Annotated in this window: 18 protein-coding genes; 6 read left to right on the forward strand and 12 right to left on the reverse strand. The window is 48.4% G+C overall.

Annotated features, from left to right (window positions below; all coding sequences use genetic code 11):
* Positions 1 to 214: 214 nt before the first annotated feature.
* On the reverse strand, positions 215 to 562 hold the full coding sequence (locus DEALK_RS01075) for a hypothetical protein (RefSeq protein WP_144437051.1): 348 nt from the start codon (positions 560 to 562) through the stop codon (positions 215 to 217).
* 274 nt (positions 563 to 836) lie between these two features.
* Between DEALK_RS01075 and DEALK_RS01080 the strand changes: the two genes are divergently transcribed.
* Positions 837 to 1,802, forward strand: coding sequence for a helix-turn-helix domain-containing protein (locus DEALK_RS01080; RefSeq protein WP_058437911.1), 966 nt, complete (start codon positions 837 to 839; stop codon positions 1,800 to 1,802).
* A 67-nt stretch (positions 1,803 to 1,869) separates the two neighbouring features.
* Here the strand turns inward: DEALK_RS01080 and DEALK_RS01085 are convergent, their stop codons facing one another.
* The 4 genes from DEALK_RS01085 to DEALK_RS01100 all read right to left on the reverse strand — a co-directional run bounded on the left by DEALK_RS01085 (position 1,870) and on the right by DEALK_RS01100 (position 10,627).
* The gene (locus DEALK_RS01085) at positions 1,870 to 5,658 is read right to left on the reverse strand and encodes a P-loop NTPase family protein (protein WP_058437914.1); all 3,789 of its coding nucleotides are present in this window, start codon (positions 5,656 to 5,658) and stop codon (positions 1,870 to 1,872) included.
* Between the two features lie 10 nt (positions 5,659 to 5,668).
* Entirely contained in the window at positions 5,669 to 6,352 is a 684-nt protein-coding gene (locus DEALK_RS01090; protein ID WP_144437052.1) for a Swt1 family HEPN domain-containing protein, read from the reverse strand.
* A 796-nt stretch (positions 6,353 to 7,148) separates the two neighbouring features.
* On the reverse strand, positions 7,149 to 7,544 hold the full coding sequence (locus DEALK_RS01095) for a response regulator (RefSeq protein ID WP_058437918.1): 396 nt from the start codon (positions 7,542 to 7,544) through the stop codon (positions 7,149 to 7,151).
* A gap of 2 nt (positions 7,545 to 7,546) precedes the next feature.
* Complete coding sequence (locus DEALK_RS01100) at positions 7,547 to 10,627, reverse strand: PAS domain S-box protein (RefSeq protein ID WP_058437920.1); 3,081 nt, start codon at positions 10,625 to 10,627, stop codon at positions 7,547 to 7,549.
* Between the two features lie 237 nt (positions 10,628 to 10,864).
* Here DEALK_RS01100 and DEALK_RS01105 point away from each other — a divergent pair, with 237 nt between their 5' ends.
* From DEALK_RS01105 to DEALK_RS01120, 4 genes are all read left to right on the forward strand, one after another.
* Positions 10,865 to 11,065, forward strand: a complete 201-nt coding sequence (locus DEALK_RS01105) for a hypothetical protein (RefSeq protein WP_058437922.1) — start codon at positions 10,865 to 10,867, stop codon at positions 11,063 to 11,065.
* 298 nt (positions 11,066 to 11,363) lie between these two features.
* Positions 11,364 to 11,594: a MerR family transcriptional regulator gene (locus DEALK_RS10400; RefSeq protein WP_058437924.1), complete on the forward strand. Its 231-nt coding sequence runs from the start codon at positions 11,364 to 11,366 to the stop codon at positions 11,592 to 11,594.
* 140 nt (positions 11,595 to 11,734) lie between these two features.
* Positions 11,735 to 13,201 carry an HD domain-containing phosphohydrolase gene (locus DEALK_RS01115; protein WP_058437926.1) on the forward strand — a complete coding sequence of 489 codons (1,467 nt, stop codon included), beginning with the start codon at positions 11,735 to 11,737 and terminating at the stop codon, positions 13,199 to 13,201.
* Positions 13,202 to 13,248: 47 nt separating this feature from the next.
* Positions 13,249 to 13,695, forward strand: coding sequence for a ferritin-like domain-containing protein (locus DEALK_RS01120; protein WP_058437928.1), 447 nt, complete (start codon positions 13,249 to 13,251; stop codon positions 13,693 to 13,695).
* An 18-nt stretch (positions 13,696 to 13,713) separates the two neighbouring features.
* Here the strand turns inward: DEALK_RS01120 and DEALK_RS10345 are convergent, their stop codons facing one another.
* The 7 genes from DEALK_RS10345 to DEALK_RS01155 form a co-directional block, all read right to left on the reverse strand.
* Complete coding sequence (locus DEALK_RS10345) at positions 13,714 to 14,088, reverse strand: helix-turn-helix domain-containing protein (protein ID WP_335583011.1); 375 nt, start codon at positions 14,086 to 14,088, stop codon at positions 13,714 to 13,716.
* A gap of 12 nt (positions 14,089 to 14,100) precedes the next feature.
* On the reverse strand, positions 14,101 to 14,595 hold the full coding sequence (locus DEALK_RS01130; RefSeq protein ID WP_058437930.1) for a hypothetical protein: 495 nt from the start codon (positions 14,593 to 14,595) through the stop codon (positions 14,101 to 14,103).
* Between the two features lies 1 nt (position 14,596).
* Positions 14,597 to 14,839 carry a hypothetical protein gene (locus DEALK_RS01135; RefSeq protein WP_144437054.1) on the reverse strand — a complete coding sequence of 81 codons (243 nt, stop codon included), beginning with the start codon at positions 14,837 to 14,839 and terminating at the stop codon, positions 14,597 to 14,599.
* Positions 14,840 to 14,879: 40 nt separating this feature from the next.
* Entirely contained in the window at positions 14,880 to 15,377 is a 498-nt protein-coding gene (locus DEALK_RS01140; protein ID WP_058437934.1) for an arsenate reductase/protein-tyrosine-phosphatase family protein, read from the reverse strand.
* Positions 15,378 to 15,482: 105 nt separating this feature from the next.
* Complete coding sequence (locus tag DEALK_RS01145; protein ID WP_058437936.1) at positions 15,483 to 16,217, reverse strand: fibronectin type III domain-containing protein; 735 nt, start codon at positions 16,215 to 16,217, stop codon at positions 15,483 to 15,485.
* 62 nt (positions 16,218 to 16,279) lie between these two features.
* The gene (locus tag DEALK_RS01150; RefSeq protein ID WP_058437938.1) at positions 16,280 to 16,759 is read right to left on the reverse strand and encodes a hypothetical protein; all 480 of its coding nucleotides are present in this window, start codon (positions 16,757 to 16,759) and stop codon (positions 16,280 to 16,282) included.
* A gap of 98 nt (positions 16,760 to 16,857) precedes the next feature.
* On the reverse strand, positions 16,858 to 17,454 hold the full coding sequence (locus tag DEALK_RS01155; RefSeq protein ID WP_076003611.1) for a hypothetical protein: 597 nt from the start codon (positions 17,452 to 17,454) through the stop codon (positions 16,858 to 16,860).
* A 49-nt stretch (positions 17,455 to 17,503) separates the two neighbouring features.
* On the opposite strand from DEALK_RS01155, the gene DEALK_RS10320 reads away from it, so the two are divergent.
* On the forward strand, positions 17,504 to 17,812 hold the full coding sequence (locus DEALK_RS10320; protein ID WP_076005034.1) for a helix-turn-helix domain-containing protein: 309 nt from the start codon (positions 17,504 to 17,506) through the stop codon (positions 17,810 to 17,812).
* Positions 17,813 to 17,942: the final 130 nt, after the last annotated feature.

The raw sequence follows: 17,942 nt of genomic DNA on the forward strand, positions 1-17,942 counted from the left end.
GTTCACCTTCAAGGTTCTCGAATGATCTATTGTCTTTTGGCCTAGAGTGATGCCGGAATTTTGCCCAGTATAGCACTGGAGAAATCGCCTGACCAATTGGGTTTCGACCATTCGACAATCCTGACTAATGTGAAGGGCTGCATTGTATCTAGCCTGAAAAACTTGAGTCACTCCCATATCCGGCTATGTGGGATTGCCCGAAGCACTTGGCCTATTATCTTCTACTAAATATAAGGTCCCATGCAGACCGACCTAAAAACTGCCAGGCACTTATCTGTTTCTTCAGTATCACTGTTTCTGGAATCGCCATATTTGGTGGGATGACTCGGAGCGTTACTGTCGAATTCCCGCGCAACGGAGAGTCGACTGTCACAACCCTGCTTTCGCCAGCGAGTATATCCTCCCTCTTTGTGATGGTTCTCGCCTCGCTCCCGTTATCAAAATTGAAGTTCAGCACGAACGTTCCTTTTTCGAGATCGGCGTTCCTGACAAGGTATTGGCTTTGGGTGACTTCCGTAAACCATGGGAATACGAATTTCCGGATCTGGGCTTCACGAATCATGGTCTGCTCATATTGATAGGGCTGCAGTTTGATGTCGCTTATTTGCTCTTCAGTCTCAATCAATGGTAGGGACAAGATGATCAATGTGAGTACTAGACTTATCGCTCCTGTCGGATTCAAGTTAACCATCCTCCTTGATGTTATTGCCACAAGTTATTTGGAACTATTGCCGCATTGGTTAATCATTGCACGATTATGATACACTATTGAAGGTCATATCGCCAGGCATAACCGGCAAATATTCCGGCAAATAATGGCAAAATAAGGAAAGCAGATGACAATCAAGCTTGAGACAGTTGAAGAAGTTATCAAATTGATGAAGCAAGGTTTCACCCAGGAACAGATAACCGAGAAAACAGGTGTATCTGAAAGAACACAGAGACATTGGAAGAAGGAGGGCTATCCTGGATTTCCGGCTTCACCCAGAATTCAACAAGCGCGTGATAAGGTTTCGGATGTCAAAAGAGTCAATGCTGCAGAATTGGTAAAAGCAGGTTTTGTCGCGGAGAGAGTCCACATTATCCTCGGTGCACAAGATTTAGCAATACAGCGAGGGAACCCACGGCTCTCTCTTTTTCTTAACCGATATGTTGAAATCGGGCAAAAATGGGACACTATTCCACCCAGTTGGAGAGCATTATTAGCGGGGTTCCCAATAATAGGTAAGGACATTGGCTCTAATTGCTTGATTGAGTTGGCATCCCTTGTTGAAGAATTGCATCCCTACATTTCCAAAGAACTTAGAAGGACTTACCATAAACGTGCTAAATCAATCCTGATGGGAGTCCTCGCGGAGCTTCAGGCATTTCTTCAAGATGCCGCTATGGCAGGTGGTCTACCTTTGGTCGTAAGCGGCGGTCCTCCACCAGACTGGAGAGATCTATTACCATGGAATACTTCTAATCCCAGGAGCTGGAAGATAGATGAATCATTGGTGCAAGGCTTCTGGGAATACATGGTTCCGTCTAAGGTAGTTGAAACGAAAATTGATATTAAAGGTACTTGGGCTGGTTTTCTGTTTGATATTGTAAGCCGGCTGCCTGATCCAGACCGACAAAAAGGTAAACTTCTGAAAAACTATGATCTGACTGTTCTCTCGTATATTTGGTGTTCTACTGCGCCGCAGGATTTTAAGCCACCACTCCCCGATGTTAAAAGAACAAACGTAAGTTCCGGCGAAAATACATTCGCGGGGATTTACAAGCGAATGGTCGAGTATTCAAGAACACATGAGGAATAGAGTGCGGGTTCAGCGCAGCTTACAGCGTTTGCGCCCTCGATACACGGAAACAGGTCGTTAGCGTTTATTAGTCGTCCCAGGCATCTTCCTTAGCGTGTAACTCAATCTGCCTTGACAAGTATGAGATTTGTTTCCTGGCGAATGCCTTAGCTTGCAGGGATGCCTGAGGGTTTGCCAACCAAGCTGCGAAATCAGCTTTACGTTTCTCATAAAGCGGCACAAATGAACCACAAACTACTTCAAAGGAAGCGACCGTACTGACTAGGCAGGCCTCTATCGCTTTATCATCTGTCACGTTGAGCAGTTTGTTGGCCATCATTAGAAAGAAGTCACTATACCCCATCTCTCTAAGTGCCCTCGCTACTGCATGCAGCTTGCCTTGTTCCCCCGATGCAATCCATTCTTCCAAGATGTCTTGGACGACATTTGGGTTCTTGTCTGAGTAAAGCTTCAGCAGAGTTGTTCCTGTATGCTGATAGGCAAAATCATTTCGTGATGACCATTCAAGAAGAGTACCCAGTACTCGGAGTTTGTGTGGGCTTGACACAACGTAGTCCGCCTCGGCCGACAAGTGGAATGGAACAGCCAAGTAACTATCTCCCTCTTTTCTCGTAAGTTGCCTTTTAATGCGTGCCTCCCAAAAAGCCAACCAAGCGTCCGGGTTTAGGAGGAAGAGGCGCATCAGCACATGTTCTATATCAAAATCCAACTCATGGCTATCGTGTTCTACATAGCTTAAAGCGATATCCAATAGGTCCTTCGCTGTAATCTGACTAATTGAGCCACCTGGTCGCAGTGACTCGGCAATCATATTTAATGCATATTTGTCTTTTCGTGTAGACACAAGGCGTACGATTTCAACTGCCGCCTTCGGATCACAATCGTCTACTTTTTTTAGGATGCTCCCAAACCAACCGACGACCAAACGATCTACCGTTGGGTCATTGAGGGATGTCAAGTATGTAAGGAGTTCAATTTCAGCGGCGGTAAACTGACCTGGCTGAATCCAAAGCATCGCCCTGCAAGCTTCGGCACGTAAGGCTATATTCCCACACTTGATCCATTCTTTCATGATCATCTTGGCATTTGCTTGGTCCACTGCTAGGAGTTCCCCTAAGAATGCACCTGCAAAGCGTTGTAGATTGGGATATTTCCCCGAAATCTCCTTGATTAAGGCGAGCAAAATATCGCGGCTTTCGATGGCTACAGATCTTGCCAGTATTCCAATATTCGTTTGTATAGCAGAAGATACCTGGTCACCACAAAGGCCAGCCTCCCGAATATGTCTGTCGTACCGAACTAACTCAGCGTCCAAATTCTCAACAGTAATAGCCCTTGCGCGGGCCTCCCAGTAAGCGCCATGCCTGGCTCCAGCCGTTTTCCAATCGTTGTCATCGCCTCTGATATGTCCCGGCCATTCAACAAGATGAGCATACTCATCCACCTCGTCACTGAAGAGTTCTCTTTGCAGTTTCTCAAGCCGCTCATCCTTAAGTCGCCCAGTAAATTCCAGGGCTTTCCACAACGCATATTTTTCGGCAGCGGAGTCGGCTTGCGAGCGACATTTAAGAGCAGAAATGATATTGAATAAATCGTCGGCGATTGAAGAGCGTAGTTCGTCCGGTATTCCCGAGGGAACGCGAGGCATTAAGTGATCAGAAAGCCCTTGGATTAGGCTTATCCTCTGGGCTGGTCCGCACCTTTCATAAGTAGCTACGACGCAATTTAAAGCGCCTTCCCGTATCTTTTGGATTGGGTCCGTCAGTTTTATGAACCCGTTCCGTACAGTGAACGACCTTGAGTCGGTAGGTGACGCGTTAGTGGATGTCCATGCTAGGGAAAGCAGCGTTAGTAGCGCCGAGATTATGACCTCAAGTTGCTTTTCACTCGTCGCGCCTGATAGCCAGCTTTCTATTTCCTGTTGTGCAATCTCTTGAATGCGAAGCGGCTTGCCAGGTTCAAAAGGTATTACTTGTTCGTTCAAAACACGAATGGCATCTTCCAAAGGAAAACTGTTGCTTCGCGAATGGTCTTGCTGGGCACCGATCAAGTATAACAGCGTCATTGTCTCACGAAGGCAGGCTTCACAATGCCATCCTGTGTCCGCGAGTATGCTACATGCCGAGCGCCAAACATCGACATGGGTGATTGTCATGGTTCCCCATAGAGGAGACTTGATAACCGCAGGATCCGGAACAGGAGCCTCCAACATCGCACGAAGAACCAAGAGCGCGTCCTCGGGACGGAAGAAGGCGAAGCCCTTCAGCCAGTCTAGTATGGCTTGCCTCGAAGCATTGTTTGCAGTCTTGACAAACTCCCGTGCGTCAGCCATAAAGCCATCAATGATATTTGTTGCGTCCGAAGAGCCGGACATTTCGGCTTCAGCTAGACTCCTGAATATCTTGCTGCCCTTCTGCGCAAAGAAAGGAGCCAACACCTTTTCCCTGAAATCAAACGAGTGATTAGCCGCAAAGAACGAGTCTAAAACCAGAGTCTCAGCCAGCAGTTCAGGAGTAACCCTAAGTCCTCGCCAGCCGCGCATAAGCAGTCCGCCGGCCACTAATTGGTCTATGAGAACGTCAAGTGCTTCAGCGGTAACGCAAACAATACCGGCAAGAAGTTCTCTAAAGTTACCATACTCGATACCTTTTGTGGCGCTGATAATAGCCAGAATCAGTCTGGCTTTGTCATCCGTAGACTTGGCTGGAAGCGAACTCTGCAGCGATCTCATGAAATGTGCCATTATGACTTGATCCCTGGTTAGCCCGGCCAAAGTGCCGGTTTCCCTAAGTAACGATGCCGCCACACAAGCAACCAACGGATTGCCTTCGGCGATCTTGATGATCGCTCCCCTCTGCCCTTCGTCCTTGATTCCCATCTGCGGTAGTTGAATCAACTGGTCAATGGCTGGATTTGGCAATGGGGTCAGTTCGATTTCGCTATACTCTATCGCCCGGCTATCGAATTCACCAACAATACGGCCTTTTACACATGGATGGGTGGCCATAACCACATGCAGCTTTTCTCCGAGTTCCGGAGAAAGAATCAACGCAAGAAGCTGCCGCAAGTCCTTCAGCTCCTGCGCGTCGTCAATGAAGAGGAGCAAGGGTCTCGACGGGTCGAGCTCATTTAGGTGCTTCTCTATTGAATCGACTTCCTGCCTGAGAAACTTGACATCTCCTTCAAACTGTATCGACTTTGCACCTTCGAGCATGAATTTTGTCTTCCCGACTCCAGGCGGAGCACTCAAAACCAGAACTCTTTTTTTGGATTCGGTGAACTCTTTGAAACGGCTGTTTTCAACGTCCCTTCCGAGGAAAACAGGCAGGTCGGGCGCCCGTAGGCGATCAATGCGTCGAGCGGCGTAATCTGCGAGCGTGATAAATGCAGGCAGCGTACTATCATCTAAGGAGAGATATTGTCTTCTCACATGTAAGTACTCGGGGTTCTCTAAACGTGCCTGTAGCCAGGATAGATCAAGTATTTCCGGCTTCACGCCGAAAGTTGCCGCAATATCTTCCTGGCATTTTGTTTTCGCGCCCGTGCTAATTTCTTGATTTGTGACGAACACGAATGCCAAGGGTTTGAAACCATTCTCAAAGACTTTTTTTAGTTCTGAATCGAGTTTCTTCCGCCAGCTTTTCTGAAGCGAGAACTGGAAGATTGTTCCCGTCTCGGTACTTTGGTATATGCTTGGGAAAGCCTGTGGCATCACGGCATCACGCCCCTGATCACCTGAACCTCCCAGCGGAATAATTCGCTTGTAGTCAGCGACAAGCAATGCGCAGCACAGATGCTCGAATTCCGTGCTGTCCGTATATTCACGAAGCTTTGTCCTTGTGATGTTGTATGCCATATCGGACTCCCTATCCTGTACGGTTAGTGCACCTTTCTAACTCCTCACCGTAAAGTCGAATCTTATCGCAGGCCATGGGGGACGAAGGCCTTGAGTGCGCTACGTCATTTCTGATTGGCTCCAATTCCCCCAAGCGTGAGTCTATGAAGGACGGAGCCCGGAAGAAGCCTGCAAAGACCTGCGTCCAATTGGTCGGTTCCAGAATGATTTTACGATAGTCTGAAAAGTCCAAGTAGTCCATCACATTAGTGGAGGAAACGGGATGCCAAGGCCATACTGCTTCTTGCTTTTGTCTGCGTGATTCCGCCCTCGACCGGATCTCGGAAGGGATTTTCGCCATCCACCAATCAGCTCCAGTCTTGGACAACTCACGCTCAATGAATTTCCTTAGGATATCTTCCAGCTTATGCAGGGCTTGCGCAGGATCAAACTTGGTCTCTTTAGGAGACGCAATTTGCTTCGGTAACGAAGCATTAAGTACCAGATCATGAGTGCGAAGCTCTTCGAGTACGGTGATCACATGGCGGATTCGAGTATCCAGCTTCTTGAATGCCTCTGCTCTCTTCACCCTGCGAAGTAATGGCGCATAGCGCCCAGGAAAAACAAGATTGGATGCGCTAATTGAAATGCCTGATACTAGGCGGCAAGTATCCTGAAACCAAGGAATATATTGCTGATAATAATTGGCCGTCACAGCTTTTATCGCATCCTCTCTTCTTCCCCTCTAGCCAAGTTCTGGTAGCCTTTTTGCCATAACTTTTAGCTTTGCGAGTCCCGAAGAGTTCCGCAGCAATTTGGCCAGCCGCTTCACCGATGAGGTCCCTCGCGACAGTCGCGCCAGGTGCGTTGAGTCCTCGTAGTTCTGCCTCGAACCCATTGAGCAGAGATACTCCTCTCCCTATTAGGTTGTCAATCTGATTGGAAATTATAATGTCCATGGTACTTTAGAGATTGTGCGGACTTTGGTGAAATCGGTCACCATTTCGGTCCAAATTAACCACCGTCACCCCCCGGGACGCGATCTATTGAGGACACCGGTGCCGAGTTAGGGTCAGTTTAGCCGAGTTTCATGTCATCTTTCAATCCGACAGAGCAAGGTGTCCGGGATTTACCGTCATCGGCAATGTGCTCATAGATAAAATTGAACAGTTTGAATAGATAGATAGATGGATGAATGGATAGGCCAATTGTCTGCTTTGGATGTAGTGAAAATTGAGAATACCGCCAGCAAGCTGGCGGTATGGTTCGCAAAGGTGGGTGGCTTGTTCATTTCCTCCCGATGCTCCCCAGCTTGTAGGGGGGTAATTCGCTCTCCCCGAACAACACAACCCCTACAGGTTACAATAGTTGAGCTAGATGACCTTGAATGAATATAAGTGAGTCAGTTTGTGATGGGCTTAACTCACACCTTCTGTTAATTTGTGACTTGGCCAGGAAAAATAATCCGTCCCTTGGCTTGGCAAATCTCGCGATCGGTTTTGCAGAAAGAATCAAAGTTTCCCGAGAGGCTCCAACACCTGTTTCACTTTATCTCTCAACTCTTTGGGCGTAAAGGGTTTTTGCAAGCACAACCGTCCAGTATGAGCCAGGAAAGCAGCGACCCCACCGACTGGGATAAGACCCGTCATAAATAACACTCGCCTCGTTAATTCCGGATGCTCGCCCTCAAGCCAATGATATAGTTCGATGCCCGAAATTTTCGGTATGTTCAGATCAAGGACAATAAGATCATATTCCGTTGCCGAGATCAATCGTTTCGCTGAAAGCCCATCAGCCGACACCGTGACATCGTAACCCTCCTTTATCAGGGAGTTTTTACAAACATCAGAAATATTAAATTCGTCTTCTACTACGAGGATCTTGGTCTTATTGATCGTTTCTGCCATTTTCAAACAACCTCGGAGAATTTGGCACCGGTATTTCGGGATATTGCTATTTCAACCGCCTCTTCGATGGTTTTTCGAGTAAAGGGCTTGGTGACATATGGGATTTCTCTTGATTCCAGGAAATTCTTCGTGATCAAATCCGAAGCATCGCCCGTAATGACGATCACATGATTCGCTCGATCTGGCCATTTTAGAGAAATCCTCTCTAACAGTTCTATTCCGCTCATCTCAGGCATCCGGATATCAAGCATGATGACATCGTACTCGTTATTTTCAAGTGCTTCGAGTACCTTGTTTGGCCGATCACATTCATCAACCAAGAAAACATCACTTTTAAGGATTGACTTAATCAATGTCCTGACATATGGCTCATCATCAACGACCAGTACCCTAATCGTCTTCTTCATTGTTAGAATAATATTTTGAGTCGTTGGCTCAAAGACGGGCTCGGAAATAAGCTGGCTTAAAGGAAGCTCGATATTGAATGTTGCGCCGTGACCGGGAATACTCTCGGCTGTTATCTGTCCTCCGTGCTCTTTAATGATGCCAAACGATAAGGATAACCCAAGCCCTGTACCTTCGCCTGTTTCTTTGGTCGTAAAGAAGGGTTGGAAAAGCTTGGCCATAACCTCTTGTGACATGCCTGGTCCATCATCGCGGAATGATATGCGGATGTGATTCGAGTGGTTTTCAGTTTTAATTACCAGTCGGCCGCGATCATGGGCTTTTTTCATGGCATATTCAGCATTCACGATGAGGTTTAAAAACACTTGCTGAAGCTGGCCAGGATCGACCACGACCCACGGCAAATCGGGTTCATATTCTTTGATGACCTCTATATTGGCTGTTCGAAGGACGTAACTTCGAAGTTCGAGCGTATTCTGTATAAGCTCTGTAATATCAACCGCGCTTTTTTGGGGCTTTGCCTGTCGAGCAAAGGTGAGCATCCGGCTCACGATATCTTTTACTCGCTGACTGCCCTCATTGATGATCGCAATGTTTTCCCGAATATTATCGGGGAGGTTTTTCTCTCCGAGAAGAAGCTCGGAGAATCCGATGACTCCTGTCAGAGGGTTGTTGATTTCATGTGCGATCCCGGCAGCCATTTCACCCACGGCTGCAAGGCGGCTCGACATCTCGGCTTTATCGCTCAACTGTTGTTTTTCGATTTCCTGCTGCTTACGATTTGTCGTATCCCTGACAACCGAAAGAATGAGTGTCTTCCCATCATAATTGAGTGAACGGGCATGGACTTCTATTGGAAAAACAGAACCATCCTTACGCTGATGTATCGACTCGTAAGTTTGTTCCCCATGTTCGATCACCTCGGCACGCCTTCGATCCCAGTCGCCGGCATCTTCGGGGGGGCGAAGGATTTTGATGTTCTTACCCAGAAGTTCGTCTCGGGAGTATCCACGCGTCTCCCAGGCTTTTTCATTAAGAAACAGGATCGTTCCTCCCGGTTCCGAAAGAAAAACTGAGTCAGATACGGTATCTAGCACGTGAGCCCGTAACCAAGTCTCCTCTTCGGCTTTTTTACGAGCAGTAGTGTCCTGGACCGTTGAGATCATCAAGTTTTGATCGAATAAAGGAATGTTTGCAGCAGAAATAAAGCGCCGTTCGCCGGAACTCGTGACAATTCCGAGGTCTTCCCAATGCATTCGCTGGGCATCGCCGGTTGCAATGTCGGCAAGTACTCGTTGTTTAATTTCAGTCCGATACGTAGGGTTGGGGTACACTTTGTCAAAGAAGGTTTCGACATCGGTTAGATCTAAACGACTCCAGCCGTAGATACTCTCGAACTTGTCATTCATAAACAAAGTCTTGCCATCACTGATGGTATTAATAGCCAAACCAATCGGCAGGTTGTCAACCAGCGTTTCGACATACTCTTTCTGTTTCCGGAGTTCTTCGCGTTTTCGGATCTTTTCCATGCCCAGAGACAGATCGAAGGCGAGTTCCTGCATTAATCGCCGGTCATCTCCCTGAAACCCATCTTTCGCCTTTGCACAGATATTGAGCACACCGATAACGGTGTCTTCGATCTTTAGTGGCAAAGATATCGATGACGCAAACAGATCGAAAGCGCAATGATGTTCGGGAGTTGAATCCTTAAGAGCGCATTTTCCGCCGATACATTTGTTGAAATCCAGATTCTCGCCTGACCAGGCCACAGGTTCGGCTTTACCATTTTCATCGATACGGCCTATCCATGCCATGAGATTTTGATTACTCGCTCCGATACGTTTACAGATCTTAGCGAGAAGCATTTTTTCATCGGTTTCGGTAACGATAATTTCATTGGCATCTCGTCCGAGTTCAAGCATTGAATTGAGATGATTTATCTGCAACTCGCTCCGCTTGCGTTCTGTGATGTCATAGATGAAATGCATGTAGTGGCTGTGGTCGGCAAGGATCCAATGTGCTTCCCACCAGCGGCCATTCCATTCAACTTCGCAGTGTTGTGGTTGGCCGGTCTCCCAAAGGCGCTGGGACATACACCAAGAACAGGGTGTTTGCTGACCCTCCCAGACGCGATAGCAGTGAGTCCCAGGCGCGGCTCCATTCTTTGAAGCAGCCTCATTCGCTGCGACAATTTCAAAAGTATTCGGCTTGATAAGCATGATCGGGTGGGGGAAAGCATCCAGTATAACCTGGTTAAGCCGGAGCTGATCGTTGAACTTACCGTCGGTCTCCCAATGTTTGCGCCTGATCACCGAATCCGCAATGGCCCTCTGTACTGCTCCCGGCAGCCTGGCTAGGTTATCCTTGGTGAAATAATCATCTCCGTTCGCCATTATCGACGGTGGCACCTTTTCCACACTTGAGCTCTCGAGGATAAATATCAGGGGAGTTGCAGGCGAGAGCCTATTACGGATCGCCACGATATCGCTTGCAGACATTCCGGGGAATGGATGGTCAACGATAATCACATCCCAATGGTTTTCAGATAAAGCTCGGTGGAATTGCTGGGGATTCTTGATCGATTCATGGAACGTTTTCAGGCCGACAGACCCCAGTGTCCTGATGGTCGATGTGGCATCCTCTTCACCGAGAAGAATTTGAATTGGTTTATCGATCATATCTGTCCTCACGAGACAAATGGTACTAAGTACTAGTATAATAGTCCTAGTACCTTAACCTAGTCTAATAATCTTGTCAATAGATCGAGGAATTGTTCGTTGGGACTCTGGATCGCGAATTATGTGTGCTCTTAGATAGCCAGATTACGCAGCCAACGTTTCGGCTTATTCTAAGGTCACACACAGAGGAGTACTGGTACGGTTCAATCTTTAGACGATCTTCAGCATGAACTTCTCTTGTGGTCAAACATCGCGCACAAACTCTGGGAAGCGAAGAATCAGTTGTTACCAAAAACTCATGAGAACGCGCAGGATATTCCGCCTGGGGTTTCGTTTTTCACACCAGAGATGTTGGCAGTTTACGATGGATTGGATGCCTTATATAAAGAAGCTGAGGACAAGAAACGGCAAACCCTCGATCATATTGCGCATCTTTAGATGGATCGATAGGAAACAACTAGCCTAAAATCCGCAAACGGGCCGATGGCCCCTTTGCTCTTAAGCAATGATCTACAATGCCAATCCGACCTGATGGGTTGTCGGACCTGAGTAACTTTTAATCCAAACATCAATCTCATTGCTCTTCACATAGTACTATTGCTTATTTAAAGTACTATGGTTATTCCCCGCATAGCCTGAATGGGTGATTGTTCCGAATACCTCTCAAGACCATAATAGAATCAATCAGTTCCATTCGATGTCAATCAGGACTATACAGAAGCAGGAGACTACTAGGATGCCGGTTGAGATCAACGGTCAAAAATATTATCGAACGGAAGAAGTCTGCGCCCAAACCGGAATCAGCCGAACGACTCTTTTCAGATGGCTTCGGCAGCCGGTTCTATCACGTGCGTACAAGGATAATCGGGGCTGGAGGCTTTTCACCGAGAACGATCTGAAAACTATCCATGCTCATGCATCCAGGATCGAAGTTCGAGAAATTATGATAGAGGACAGGTCAAAGTGAATTCAGTTGTTATTCCAACCGAGACCGTTGAATCCCTTTCTAAGCGGATGTCCTCCGAAAATGTCGTTGAAAATAGCGCCAAGCGAGGTTGTTCCGGGTGCCTTCTTTCTGGCGATCGATGCTCAAACCGAACGACAAAAATGGACGCCCAAGCGATTCTTGATGCCATGCCTGCTTATGCCCTTTTGATAGACAGCACCCACCACATCGTCGGCGCCAACAAGGCATTTTATCAAGCCATGAATCTTGACCTGCCTGACGTTATCGGGGCTTATTGTCCCAAGCTGGTTCACGGGCTCAACCATCCATTTCATGGCTGCCCCCTTGAAGAGGCGGTTGCGATGGGAGGACTTGAGTCAGTCGAACGCGAGCTCTTCGACCCAGCAAGAAGGCACTGGATAAAAACAGCGGTCTATCCGACTGGCCAATTTACCGAAGACGGACATCCAATCTTTCTACACACAGCGGAAGACATCACTGCCCAAAAACTCACCGCCAAACGCCTCACCAAGGAACAAAAGCTGCAACACGCGATTTCCGAAATCCTGCGGTTGTCTCTAAAGGACATCTCCTTGGACGACATTCTTAAGAAAGCTCTCAACATTATTCTAGCCGCCCCTCAGATCGGATTGGAAAAGAAAGGGTGTATCTTCCTGGTGGAGGACGACCGTGAAACGCTGGTGATGAAGGTTCAAGTCGGGTTAGAGGAACCTGTAAAACAGTCGTGCGCCAGGGTGGGTTTTGGCACTTGCTTATGTGGGCAGGCAGCCCTAACTCAATCGATTCAGTATTCGACTACGCTCGATGAGCGCCACAGTATTACCTACCCCGGAATTAGTGATCACGGTCACACCTGCCTGCCGCTTGTCTCTGGCGGCCGGACATTGGGTGTGATCAATACCTATCTTAAAAAAGGGCGACGAAGAGATTCTGAGGGGAAGAAGTTCCTGATTACCGCAGCTAATGTGTTATCAGGGGTGTTGGTCCGCAGGCAGGCGGAGATGGAGTTAAAAGCCAGCATCGGCAGGTTGCAGAGAACGTTCAAGCAAACAATCCTCACTATTTCGAAGATCAGCGAGGAGATCGATCAGTACACCGCCGGGCATCAAAAACGCGTCGCCCAACTGGCGCGGGCTATTGCCCAGGAGATGGGCTTAGATCCCGACCGGGTAGAGGGTATCGAGGTAGCCGGGTTAGTCCATGACATTGGTAAAGTGGCGGTGCCGGCGAGCATCCTCAGCAAGCCTGGGCGTCTGAATGAGTTTGAGATGGGTCTCGTTCGAACCCATTCGGAAACCGGTTATGACATTCTCAAGGAAGTCGATTTCCCCTGGCCAATCGCCCAAATCGTTCGGCAACATCACGAACGATTGAACAACTCTGGTTATCCTGACAAGATACCCGGTGAATCCATGCTCATGGAAGCCAAAATCCTGGCCGTCGCCGATGTTTTTGAAGCCATGTCATCTCATCGACCTTACAGGCCAGGCTTAGGTGTAAGCGCGGCATTAAATGAACTTCTGCAGAAGAAAGGAACCTTCTTCGACTCAGAGGTCGTTGATACGTGTCTCAAGCTTGTTGTTGAGAAAGGGTTTAAGTTCAATTAGATTTGCGTTGATTCCTCCCAACCGAGAATTCAGAAGGACAATAAAACGTGAATAAACAACCTGCCAAAACCGATTATTCTCCGGTAATCGACCTTCTCAACCAGGTCCTTACCCTTGAGTACTCCATCATTATTCACTTCCCCCGGATTTCGGGGGTGTTCAAGGACCGAGACATCAGGGATAAGGCGTTGTATTTATCCTCTGCTTCAGTGAAACATGCCGGGGTTGTCTCTGAAGCTATCGAATCCCTGGGTGGTAAAGCTGAATGGAACTTCGAACCCTTCCCTGACGATGGGAATTTGGTGAGGATGTTCGAGGAACAGGTCGATAAAGAAAAACTCGCGCATCGGTTGCATATGGAATGCGTCAAACTCTTGCCGGAGGGACTGAAACCAAAATTCAGGCAGATTGCCGCTGAGGAAGAATGGCATGAGAAGATTGCTAGCGAGGTCCTGCAATACCTAAGGGCTCGGTCTGAAACGATTTCGGGCTGAAGACGGCGCCCGCCTTTTTTAGGGCGTGGCTGATTTGTTTAGGAAAGAAGTTTCCCCCCCAAGCATAGCTTCAAATCTGATTCTGGGGATCAACCATCTCCGACCAAATCTTATACTCGGGATTTGTTTGGTATAGACCAGTTCGTAAGCTTTTCCTTTGCTAATTCCTAAACGCTCGGCTACTTCAGGCACTGAAAGCGTCAATTTCTCCGGTGTTGACTGGCTCGGAGTGTTTTGATCTTGGTTGGGGACAGAGTAGCAGGTCGTCTTTAATTCAATGGCAATTTCCCGCGCGATCATCCTCGCCAGAATCTTAAGCCCTTCACCAAGATGTTTGGCTGCCTCCGTAGCTTCATCCAAGCCACTGGGACGGTTGGGTTTAAAATGGTCCAAGGGGTATCCTCTCTATGTTAGTTCGCTGCGTAATAAGGCGGCGATTTCTTCGTCAGCCCACTTGTAGAACGACGCGACAATTGGGGCTAGCTGTAAAACCACCATCGCCACTTCCCAGCATTTATTCTCATCCGGGGTCCAATCATCCACTGAAGTCTGGAGGTCGAACGCGGTGAGTAATTCAGGGAGGGCGGAGGGCCGATAGAACATCGCAAACGGATTCTGCCAATATTCTCTGAGGTAATCGCTGTCTGGCTCGAGGGCCGTAAGCTTCTCTTTGTAAAACCATTGCCAAAGATCAAGAAATCGCTCTTCGTGACTAGTGAGCCATTCACGGAGGAGTTCGTAAGTGGCGGCGTTACTCGCTGAAAAAGGTATCTTATTCTCGGAGGGGCTTTTGTCCCTACGCAGAACGTCGAATAATAGGTCCCCGAGCTGGAACCACCGGTCTCCCCATTCGCTTACGAATTCACCACAACTCAGTTTGGCCTCATCATTATTATCCATATCAGATCGATTCCTCCGATTGCTGTTTCAAAGAGCGGTCGATCATTGACAGGAGCGCCAAAAAGCTGAAGTGCAACTCTCGGGACAGTTTTTGGTGAAACTCCGGAAACTCCGATTCCAGATCGGGAGCCGCTGCTTGAAAGACATTATCTTCAAACGCCAGGATAGTGTTTGCCAGCACTTCGTTTGATTGGTTAAGCCGCGTAAATTCAAAATCGAGGGTGGCACGGTCGAGTTCGAGCATTGTGAGGACAGAGTCTGCTAGTTCAACTTTAGGAATACACTCAAACACTAGCCACCTCCGTGGTGAGCCGCCCCTTTTCGATGTCATTCAACCGACTGGCAATCAGTTTAGTCATATCATCCAATTGCTTGGCGCACCGCTGGTAATCTGCATCGGTGCCGCCAATCGGATCCGGCACCTGGTCGCCGGAACCGACGAATTCGCCGATGGTGAACACCTTATAGGCCTCCTCTGGGGCAGAGCGTTTTATAGTATGAGACCTGCCGATATCTGTCGTAAGCACCAGGTCAGCCCATTCCAGCAACCGGTGATTTAAAGCTTGAGACTTGTGATTTCTCAGACTAAGCGGACGGCCAGAATTGCTCTTGTATCTAGCGATCGCCTTGACCGACCCGGGGCTGGCTGGGCAGCCGTCCTCGGCACCGGTACCGCACGACTGTACTTCGTCCTGCCGGCTGCCCATGTTGGCTTTGTACAGCGCCTCGGCCATTGGGCTGCGGCACATATTGGCGTAGCAGACAAAAAGGATTTTCTTCAAGGACTTCCCACCTCGCTGATAAGAATCGGACACAAGCTATTTCATACACAGAGTCGCTAATCCGTCAATTTTTGATTGAAATAACGACAGTCCCAAGAGCTATCCCTACTTGGCGCCTTGCCACTGGTAAGGCAGGGTTTCACCCCGGTTCAGTTTGGCGATTTCCGCTTCTAGACGAAGCCCATTGGCGCCGGGAAGCAAGCGGCCGTCAGGGTAAACCGTCCAGTCAGCTTCCTGCCAGGGGACGCACACGAACCTGTATTGCCACCCAATATTCACCCTGCCTTGCTGAGAGTTGCCGGAAATGTCGTACCAGTTGAGGCCATTCCAATAGGTGGAAACGTAGTTCATGGCGGATGGGGAGGTAGCCAGCGAAACAAGCCGGGCGTATATGAACTGCGTCCCCTTAAAAGAATAAAAAATCTGCCAGTCGGTGGCGATGTTTGAAGGCAGTGATTCTCCGCTCTTTCCTACAGCGTAAACTCGATAGTAATAGGTAGTAACTGGATGATCTAGGTCGGCGGCTACTAAGTTAAATGCCGGTTCGGTCAGGTCTGTGAAATTGGAGGTCAGATTTGTTACGGTCACGTCCTTGGTGAAATTGAGATCGGTGGATCGTTCCAACCGGAAACCCTGCTCATTTACCGAGTTATCAGACCAACGGATATTGATCTTGTTTTCGTCGATAATCTTCACCACCAGATTGGATGGCGCCGCCGGGATTGGTTCCGGTGGATCGGTCGTAGTAATCGGCGGCGTGACCTGAGCACTACAGGACGCCACCGCAAGAATGAGAACTATTGAAAGCACCGGGTAAAGCCACCGTTTAATACGAGCCATATTTCCTCCTCGTGTTTTATTAAATAGGAAGAGGTCATTTCCTCCTCCCTAAGACGCAGAGATCACTTCGCCTTACGGATGCGCCGTTTGAAGGGTGGGAAGCCAGCGCACCGGCGGAGTTCGTCGGTTTCTTGGGCGGAGGTCTTGAAGCCAACCCCGGCAACCCTTCTAACGTACACTCCGTGCTTTGTGTACCGGTCCACTTCATAGTGAAAGGAATACTCTTCGCCGTTTGGTGCAACACAACTGGTTAAAGCATCAATAGCTGTCCGCCTGCCGGTGTAACGGATCTCCGGGTTATGGTTCCAGCAGAACTCTTCTATCGAGGCGCCGAGGACAACACCAAACATATCTACCGGAGGCGGGTGTTGGCGGGATGAGCTGGATGGAATTAATGTCTTTCCTTCTAGTTGAGCCGTGCGGGTGATCCGGCCATCGATGACGGCGCTCATGTTTCTAAGTATCACCCTATCCTGTGGTGAGGTGTTGTGATGGAGGTATTCAATCATTTTAGCTAGATGCAAATTATGCTCAATGTCCATTTGAAAACTCCTTATCTCATATTCGATAACTCTTCTACTGTTGCTGACTAAAGGGGAGACGCGATTCGTAATCTGCTCTGATACACCTCCTTTGCCAGTTACTCAAACACACTTTGAATCTTTTGTTTCGGTCGCTTTATCGGCGGCAATCCTTCTATCCTACGCCACTCATCGACCTCATCGGAGTAAGTACGGTAGCCGTGACCGGCGGTCTTTCTGATGATGATGCCGTCTTTGTCGTATTTGATAACCTCGAAATGGTAGGGGAGATCATCCCCGGACAAGTCCCTTGCCGCGGTTAAGGCATCTATCCCATTCAGCATCCCGCTGTACTTTAAGCCATGCTTTCGTGCGAATTCAGATGGGTTATTGGCCAGGACACTGCCTTGCTCATCCTTAACCGGCGGATGAATACTTCGACTGCGAAGGGAATATCCAGATTTCCTGCGCGGGACCGAGGTGTCGCTGGTAAGGGATGTTTGGAGCACATCCAGAACTGCACGATAGAGTTCCTTTTCAGCGCCGGTCATCAAAGGCAGTAAGCCTTTCAGCTCCTCAGCCGGTGGTAGAACAGGGGTACATTTGGCAGTTCCGTTCACTACGGCTCTAGCTGTTAGGCGAACGAGCAAAGTTTCACCAGCCGAAAGTTTGGTGAAGCGTTTATTCAATTCTTGCAGGCGGACGTCTAGGTTCATCTGGTGCCACTTCTTTTCGAGGTTCTCGTGGTTCTCTAGTATGGGTAGTATGTTGTTGGCACATATCTTATGTGTACCACACATAATTTGTCAAGCTCTTTGCCCTAAGATATTTGCCGTGGAAAATAGAAACTTGATCGGTGCCAGGATACGGCAAGCCCGGCTGTCAGCCCGACCTCCCGTAACCCAAGAGGATTTAGTTGCCCGTTTACAGACTCAAGGGCTTAACATAGACCAGGCGATGATCTCCAGAATCGAAAGTGGTCAACGGCCGGTTTCTGATTTCGAAGTGGTTGCGTTTTCAAAAGCATTAAAGGTAAAGACCTCGTGGCTCCTTGAAGGAGACAACGGCGGGTAGGGACGGGGGTTACCGCTCGGATTTATTGAGTATTTGAACGTAGCCCAATGACGTTAGGATAATGCGAAGGTAGCAATAAACGTTCTACCTTTTGATACCTTCGCTCCATTTTCGTTTTTCCAAAATGATT

The sequence above is a fragment of the Dehalogenimonas alkenigignens genome, from assembly GCF_001466665.1.
Classification (GTDB): Bacteria; Chloroflexota; Dehalococcoidia; order Dehalococcoidales; family Dehalococcoidaceae; genus Dehalogenimonas; species Dehalogenimonas alkenigignens.